General features: G+C 61.0%; 7 protein-coding genes. 4 read left to right on the forward strand and 3 right to left on the reverse strand.

Annotation, left to right across the window (positions count from 1 at the left end; all coding sequences use genetic code 11):
* The 4 genes from VEZ52_RS09570 to VEZ52_RS09585 all read left to right on the forward strand — a co-directional run.
* The coding region (locus VEZ52_RS09570) for a ferredoxin family protein (protein WP_324836607.1) at positions 1 to 189 on the forward strand (189 nt) is incomplete at its 5' end.
* The gene (vorB, locus tag VEZ52_RS09575; RefSeq protein ID WP_291443472.1) at positions 186 to 1,292 is read left to right on the forward strand and encodes a 3-methyl-2-oxobutanoate dehydrogenase subunit VorB; all 1,107 of its coding nucleotides are present in this window, start codon (positions 186 to 188) and stop codon (positions 1,290 to 1,292) included. The genes VEZ52_RS09570 and vorB, both read left to right, overlap by 4 nt.
* A 2-nt stretch (positions 1,293 to 1,294) precedes the next feature.
* Entirely contained in the window at positions 1,295 to 2,098 is an 804-nt protein-coding gene (locus tag VEZ52_RS09580; RefSeq protein ID WP_324836608.1) for a thiamine pyrophosphate-dependent enzyme, read from the forward strand.
* On the forward strand, positions 2,091 to 2,633 hold the full coding sequence (locus VEZ52_RS09585) for a 2-oxoacid:acceptor oxidoreductase family protein (protein ID WP_324836609.1): 543 nt from the start codon (positions 2,091 to 2,093) through the stop codon (positions 2,631 to 2,633). Before VEZ52_RS09580 ends, VEZ52_RS09585 begins: the two co-directional genes overlap by 8 nt.
* Positions 2,634 to 2,732: 99 nt before the next feature.
* Here VEZ52_RS09585 and fumC read toward each other — a convergent pair whose 3' ends face one another.
* From fumC to VEZ52_RS09600, 3 genes are all read right to left on the reverse strand, one after another.
* Positions 2,733 to 4,148 carry a class II fumarate hydratase gene (gene fumC / locus VEZ52_RS09590; protein ID WP_324836612.1) on the reverse strand — a complete coding sequence of 472 codons (1,416 nt, stop codon included), beginning with the start codon at positions 4,146 to 4,148 and terminating at the stop codon, positions 2,733 to 2,735.
* 139 nt (positions 4,149 to 4,287) lie between these two features.
* Positions 4,288 to 5,304 (reverse strand): type I glyceraldehyde-3-phosphate dehydrogenase, encoded by a 1,017-nt coding sequence (gene gap / locus VEZ52_RS09595; protein WP_324836610.1) that lies wholly within the window; start codon positions 5,302 to 5,304, stop codon positions 4,288 to 4,290.
* Positions 5,305 to 5,511: 207 nt separating this feature from the next.
* Positions 5,512 to 6,066 carry a GAF domain-containing protein gene (locus VEZ52_RS09600; RefSeq protein ID WP_324836611.1) on the reverse strand — a complete coding sequence of 185 codons (555 nt, stop codon included), beginning with the start codon at positions 6,064 to 6,066 and terminating at the stop codon, positions 5,512 to 5,514.
* Positions 6,067 to 6,103: the final 37 nt, after the last annotated feature.

The raw sequence follows: 6,103 nt of genomic DNA on the forward strand, positions 1-6,103 counted from the left end.
GGCTGCCGCCTGTGTGTGGAAGTCTGCCCGGTGCACATCCTCCGGCCTTCGGGCCGTTTTAACCGCCACGGTTATGAAGTGATGGAAATGGAAGGCCAATGCACGGGCTGTGCCTCGTGCGCGGTCATGTGTCCCGATGTGGCCATACGCGTGTTCAAAAGCGCGAAAACCAAGGGGGGCAAGGCATGAGCGCTGCAACCGAACGTGTGCTCATCAAGGGCAACGAGGCCGTGGCCTTTGGCGCTATAGATGCGGGCTGCCGCTGCTATTTTGGCTACCCCATCACCCCGCAGAATGAAGTGCCGGAATCCCTCTCCAGCCTGTTGCCCGAAGTCGGCGGCCAGTTTGTGCAGGCCGAAAGCGAAGTGGGCGCCATCAACATGGTGCTGGGTGCGGCAGCCAGCGGCATTCCTGCACTTACGTCATCCTCCAGCTGCGGCATCTCGCTTATGCAGGAAGGTATTTCCTACATGGCGGGCAGCCAGATCCCCGGCGTGATCGTCAACATGCAGCGCGGCGGCCCCGGCCTTGGCGATATCGGCCCTTCGCAGGGCGATTATTTTCAGGCCGTCAAGGGCGGCGGGCACGGCGACCACCGTAATCTGGTGCTGGCACCCTCCACCGCTCAGGAATGCTATGATTTCATGTTCAGGGCCTTTGCCCTGGCATTCAAATACGCCAACCCGGTCATGGTGTTGGGCGACGCCATTGTGGGCCAGATCAAGGAACCCGTGCGCCGCGTGCCGCCCAAGGACGCCGTGCCCGCCGAGGACCTTGCCGCCCTTGCAGCGCCCTGGCGCATGGAGGGTTATGGCCGCCGTGGCCCCGGCGCGCAGCCGCGTCTGCTCAAGTCGGTCTATCTGGCCGAAGGGGCGCTGGCCGAGCGCAACCGCATGCTCATGCGCAAATACGAATCCATGAAGGCCGACTGCGCCTTTGAATGCGTTGATACTGACGATGCGGAACTGATCGTGGTGGCCTTTGGCTCCATAGCCCGCATAGCCCGCAGCGCCATCCGCCAGTTGCGCGCCCAGGGCCATAAAATCGGCCTGTTCCGGCCCATTACCCTGTTCCCCTTCCCGGATGAAGCCCTGCGCGCTCTTGCGCCCGGTCGGCGTTTTCTGGTTATGGAGCAGAACACGGGGCAGATGGTGGAAGATGTCCGCCTGGCCCTCTTTGGTCAGCCGGGCGTTGCGCCCGCATCCGTGCTGTGGCACGGCGTCATGCCGGGGCTGTTCATTGGCGCCGATGCCCTGCGCGAACCCATGCTTCAGGCCCTCAAGGAGAACTAATCATGCAAGCTCAGGAACTGGACGCATTGCGTCCCGCCGAGGGCGAAAGCCTGGTTTTTGATACCAATCCCGTGCTCAACGAGCGCCCCACCCACTATTGCCCCGGCTGCCACCACGGCATTGCCCACAGGCTGGTGAGCGAGGTGCTGCACGAACTGGGTGTGGCCGAACGCACCATTCTGGTGGCCTCGGTGGGCTGCGCCACATTCACTTACGATTACTTTAACGTGGACGGCCTCGAGGCCCCGCATGGCCGCGCCTGCGCCGTGGCAACCGGCGTGCGCCGCGCCCGCCCGGATGCCGTGGTGTTCACCTATCAGGGCGACGGCGACATGGCCGCCATCGGCATGGCAGAATCCATGCACGCCGCCAACCGTGGCGAAAAGATCACCGGCATCTTCATCAACAACACCGTGTACGGCATGACCGGCGGGCAGATGGCCCCCACCACCCTGGTGGGCCAAAAGACCACCACCTCGCGGCAGGGACGCTCCATCAGCAACGAGGGCGGCCCCATCCGCATGGCCGAGATTATGGCCCAGCTGGACGGCGTGGCCTATTCCGCCCGCTGCTCGCTGGATTCGGTCAAAAATGTGCGCGCCTCCAAAAAGGCCATGCGCAAAGCCTTTGAAGTGCAGTTGCAGGGCCTTGGTTTTGGTTTCATCGAGCTGCTTTCCGGCTGCCCCACCAACTGGCATCTGGATCCCATTGCCGCCAACAAGCGGATTGCCGAGGCCATGATGCCCGTATTCCCCCTTGGGGTGTACAAGGACGTGACGGCCAGCGTGGAGGCGGATCATGCCTAATGCATATCAGGATGTGATTATTGCCGGTTTTGGCGGTCAGGGCGTTATGCTCATCGGCAACCTGCTGGCGCAGGCCGGCATGGAGCACGGGCTTGAAGTGAGTTTTATCCCGGTTTACGGGGCTGAAATGCGCGGCGGCACGGCCAACTGCACGGTGGTGCTTGATGAACACGCCATCGGTTCGCCTCTGGTGCGCGAACCCATGTCCACCATCATTCTCAACGAGCCTTCGCTTTCCAAGTTCCAGCCCCGGCTGAGCGCGGATGGCGTGCAGATCGTCAATGCCTCGCTGGTGGCGGAGAATCTGCTCGATACAGCGAAGCGCACGGTCTACATTCCCGTGAACGACATGGCCCACGAACTGGGCAATGTGAAAATGGCCAACATGGTGGCTTTGGGCGCATGGCTCAAGGCAACAGGCGCGTTGCCGCTCAATGTGGTGCAGGAGGCGCTGAACCGCGTGGTCAGCGCGCACTACGCCAAACTGATCTCCGCCAACGCCAAGGCGCTGGAGCAGGGCTACAACTTCGCTTAGCATGCGGCCCCGTGCGGGACGCTTTTGCAGAAAATCAAACATCCGGCAGGGAATCCCTGCCGGATGTTTGATTTTCATGCCACGTGCAGGCCGCAGAGTTTACGCGCCCGCCAGGCCGTTGCCGATCATGGTTTCGGGCCGCACAATGCTGTCAAACTGTTCTTCTGTCACGCTTCCCAGCTCCAGCGCCGCCTGTCGGAGGGTGAGCCCTTCCGCAGAGGCTTTTTCCGCAATTTTTGCCGCCTGCTGATAGCCGATGACGGGCGAAAGCGCCGTGACCAGCATCAGGGAATTATTGACGAACGAATCTATCTTTGCCCGGTTGAGCGTTGTGCCTTCAACGGAATGCTCTCTGAACTTGCGGCAGCCATCGCCAAGAATGTTGATGGATTGCAATACGTTATTGATGGCTACGGGGCGCATGACATTGAGTTCAAAATTTCCCTGGCTGCCCGCAAGGGCGACGGCGCTGTCGTTGCCCATGACCTGTATGGCGATCATGATCAGGGCTTCGCACTGTGTGGGGTTGATCTTGCCGGGCATGATGGACGAGCCGGGTTCATTCTCCGGCAGTTGCAGCTCGCCCAGTCCGCAGCGCGGGCCAGCCGCCAGCCAGCGCATGTCGTTGGCTATTTTGACAAGGGCTACGGCCAGGCCGCGCAGGGCGGCGCTGAAACGCACTATGGCATCCTGGGAGGCAAGGGCCATGAATTTGTTGGGCGCGGTGACAAAGGGCTTGCCCGTGATGCTCGCCAGTTCTTCCGCCACTGCCATGCTGAAGCCCTTTGGCGCGTTCAGCCCGGTGCCCACGGCGGTGCCGCCCAGAGCCAGAGGGTAGAGGCCCTCGCGGGCCGCGAGTATGTCCGCAATGCAGGCCCGCAGTTGGGCGGCATAGCCTGACCATTCCTGCCCCACGCTGAGGGGCACGGCATCCTGCAAGTGGGTGCGGCCAATCTTGACCACGTCCATCCACTGCACGGCCTTGCATTCCACAGCATCGGCCAGAGCTTCCACCTGCGGCAGCAGGCGCGCATCGCAACTTTGCACGGCGGCCAGATGCATGGCCGTAGGAAAGGTATCGTTGGACGACTGGCTCATGTTCACATCATCATTGGGGCCAACGGGCTTCTGACTTCCCATGACGCCGCCGAGCAACTGGATGGCGCGGTTGGACAGCACCTCGTTGATATTCATGTTGGTCTGGGTGCCGGAACCTGTCTGCCACACATAGAGTGGAAAATGTTCGTCCAGCAGGCCGTCCATGCCTTCCTGCGCGGCGCGGTCAATGGCCTGCGCCTTCCAGGCGGGCAGCCGCCCCATGAGGGCGTTGACCTGCGCACTGGCTTTTTTGATCAGGCAGAGGGCGCGGCATATTTCCAAAGGCATCTTGTCGTCGCCAATGGAAAAGTGTTCGAGCGAACGCTGCGTCTGCGCGCCCCAGTAGCGGTTGGCAGGCACCATGACCTGGCCCATGCTGTCAAACTCTTCGCGCTCTCCAGCGGCGTCTATGCCCACAGGAAGATCAAGAACAGAGGGTTCATTTTGTGCGGTACTGCCCACGGCGCGCTCCTCCCTGCACGAACAACGGCCCCCGGGCCCGCTCCTTGCGGAGCGGCTGACCGGGGGCCGTTCTGTGCCGTTATACAGTGCTGTGCTAGAAGCCCTTGGCCCCCATGAGGCAGGCGAGGTCGCACACGCGGTTGGAATAGCCCCATTCGTTGTCATACCAGGCCACAATCTTGACCAGGCGGCCTTCCTGCACGGTGGTGTAGGGGGCTTCAAGAATGGAAGAATGCGGGTCGCCCTTGAAGTCCATGGAAACCAGCGGCTTTTCGTTGTAAGCCAGAATGCCCTTGAGGTAGGTTTCCGAAGCTTCCTTGAGTTCGCCGAGCAGGCTTTCGGTATCGGTGGATTTTTCCAGAATGCCCGAAAAGTCCACAACCGAAACCGTGGGCGTGGGAACACGCAGCGAATAGCCCGTGAACTTGCCCTTGAGTTCGGGAATGACCTTGGCCACGGCCTGAGCCGCGCCAGTGGAGGTGGGGATGATGTTGCAGGCGGCAGCGCGGGCGCGACGCGGATCCTTGTGGGCCATGTCGAGGATGCGCTGGTCGTTGGTATAGGCATGAATGGTGGTCATGTTGCCCATCTGGATGCCGAATTTGCGCTGCAGCACAAGCGCCACGGGGGCCAGGCAGTTGGTGGTGCACGAGGCGTTGGACACAACGTGGTGCTTGGCGGGATCGTACTGCTCGTGGTTCACGCCCATGACGATGGTGATGTCTTCGTCCTTGGCGGGGGCGGTGATGATGACCTTTTTGGCGCCGTTTTCAATATGCACGGCCGCCTGGGTGGCAGAGCGGAAGATACCCGTGCTTTCCACCACGATGTCAACATCATGCGCGCCCCAGGTAAGTTGCTTGGGGTCGCGTTCTGCAAAGCAGTGGATGTTCCAGTCGCCCACAGTGGCGTCCTGCCCGTTGACCTTGGCGTCAAGGTTGGCGCGTCCATAGACGGAATCATATTCCAGCAGATGGAAATTGGATTCCGCGTCAAACAGGTCGTTGATGGCAACCACTTCCACACGGTCGCGGTAGCTCTGGTGCAGGGCGCGGAAAACCTGCCGCCCAATACGGCCAAAGCCGTTGATGCCTACTTTGATTCTGCTCATATGCAAGTTCCTCATAGCGTAGAGGGAAAAAATCGTTGTCGTGCACTGCCGCCGGAATTCAACGGCTCAAATTTGCAAAAGCGCATGCACTGCGCCCCGGCGATTCTGGTTCCCGAAAGGAAGCCCTGCCACTTTTCGGCAGTGCCTGTGCTGCACGGCAGTCGAAATCCTGCCGCTGCAGCCGGGACAAAATCGCCTGTGCGCCGCCTAGTCTTCGTAGAGAGAGTAGGCGTGTTTGGCCATCAGCTCATAATTGTTGCGCAGGGCTTCGTGCAGACGGGAATTTTCAATGGCCAGCGCCGAAATGGCAGCAACGGCTTCCATGAAGGTCTCTTCGTCGGCACTGAATTCGCGCTCCACGTCGGAATACACGCGGATGAGGCCAATGGCTTTGCCGTCGGCCATGAGGGGAGAGGACAGCACGGAAACAAGGCCTTCGGACTTGGCCGATTCCGGGTACTGGAAGCGCCCGTCGGCGGTGGCGTCCTTGAGGTGGATGGTCTTGCCGGAAAGCACTTCACCGTCAAGGCCGCTGCGTTTCACTTCCACCGGGCCTTTGCGCATGTAGGTGGAGGAAAGGCCGTGGGCGGCGCTGGGCAGCAAAAAGCGTCCGGTGCTGTCCAGCAGACGGATGGTGCTTGCTTTGCAGCCCATGGTTACGGCGGTTTGCTCGGTGATTTTGTGCAGAACTTCGCGGGGCTCAAGGCTGGAGTTGATAACCAGCGCCACATCCCTGAGCGCACGGAAATAATCGTGTGCCATAGGTGCCTCCTGAGGAAAGCGTTTCGACAGGCATTAA

The sequence above is a fragment of the Desulfovibrio sp. genome (assembly GCF_035644575.1).
In the GTDB taxonomy this organism is placed as follows: domain Bacteria; phylum Desulfobacterota; class Desulfovibrionia; order Desulfovibrionales; family Desulfovibrionaceae; genus Desulfovibrio.